Genomic DNA, 1,543 nt, shown 5'->3' on the forward strand with positions numbered 1-1,543 from the left:
GCGCGGCAGCGGCGTGAGCAGGCCGGCGCGCAGCACCTCGGTGACGTTCTCGCTGGGAACGCCGAAGCGCAGCTCTCCTACCCGGAAGCAGAAGAACTCCAGTTCGGGGCGGGCCTGGGCGGCCAGCAGCAGCACCGCGATGCGCCCGTCCTCCAGCGCCGCCGTGCCCGCGATGAAGGGCGCGCCCTTGAGGAACTCGCCGCCGCAGGGCTTCACCGCGACCTCGCGCTCGTCCACGAAGCCGTCCACCACCAGCGCGGCGTAGTCGTCGCCGTGGCGCACCACCACCGCGGGCGGCTTGTCGAAGCGGTTGCCGCCGTTGAGGCCCAGCAGCGGCCCCAGCGCCACGAGCGCCGTGGGCTTGCCCCGGTGCCGCACCGCCAGCGTGCCAAACACCTCCATGCGGTCATCGGGCTTGATGCGCATGACGGCCACCACGTCCGCCGCGGGCATGCCGTAGACGTCGTCGCCCAGGCGCACCAGCAGGACCTTCATCAGGGCCAGCGACTGCGGCAGGCGCAGCGTGATGGTGGTGCCACGGCCCTGACGGCTCGCGACGCCCACCGAACCGCCCAGCGTCTCCACCTTGCGCTTCACCACGTCCATGCCCACGCCGCGGCCGGACAGCTCGCTGACCTGTTCGCGGGTGGAGAAGCCGGGGCGGAAGATGAGCTCGATGGCCTCGCGCTCCGACAGCGCCGCGGCCTGCACCGGCGACAGCAGGCGCTTGTTGACGGCCACCTGCTTGAGGCGGTCCGTGTCCATGCCCCGGCCGTCGTCCTCCACCTCGATGTGGAGCATGTCGCCGTCCACGCGCACCCGGATGCGGATGCGGCCCGTGGCGGGCTTGCCCATCTGCTGGCGCAGGTCCGGGGACTCCAGACCGTGATCCACCGCGTTGCGCAGGAGGTGCACCAGCGCGTCGCGCACGTCGGCCAGCATGGACCGGTCCACGCCGATGTCGGCGTTCTCGATGACCAGGTCCACTTCCTTTTCCTGCGTCTTCGCGATGTCGCGCACCGCGCGAGGGAACGCGTCGAACACGGTGGCCAGCGGCACCAGGCGCGCCTCGGCCACGTGGTCCGCCAGCTGGGCCAGGTTGCCGTGCAGCGTGTTGATGCCGTCGCCGTTGCGGCGCACGAAGCGGAACGCGTCGTCGCGCAGCATGTGCAGGTCGGCCTCCGCGCGCTCCAGCTCCGAGCGCACCGCGTCCGGCACGTCCACCTGTTCGGACATCCGCAGGAAGCGGTCGCCCAGGCGGCTGAAGCGCTCGAAGAGCGCCGCCGTCTCCGTGCTGCGGAGCCGGCCACGGGCGCTCTCCACCAGCAGGTCGCCAGCGAGCAGACCCAGCGAGTCCAGCACCTCCACGTTCACGCGGATGCTGCGATCCGCGATGGAGTTGCCCTTCGCGACGTTCGGGGCCTCCTCCTCCTTCACGGGCGGGGGCGCCGCTACGGCGACCGGTTCGGCGGTGCGCGCCGCGGCGACCGGAGCCGCCGGGGCCGCGGACACGGCGGGCGCCGCCGGGGCCACGGGCCGGGGC

1 protein-coding gene is annotated in these 1,543 nt (G+C 72.8%); it reads right to left on the bottom strand.

The window, feature by feature from the left end; translation table 11 throughout:
• Window positions 1–1,543, bottom strand: a 1,543-nt coding sequence (locus D7V93_RS42885; protein ID WP_244237847.1) for a chemotaxis protein CheA, incomplete at both ends; no start/stop codon positions are given.

The organism is Corallococcus llansteffanensis, from assembly GCF_003612055.1.
Lineage (GTDB): Bacteria > Myxococcota > Myxococcia > Myxococcales > Myxococcaceae > Corallococcus > Corallococcus llansteffanensis.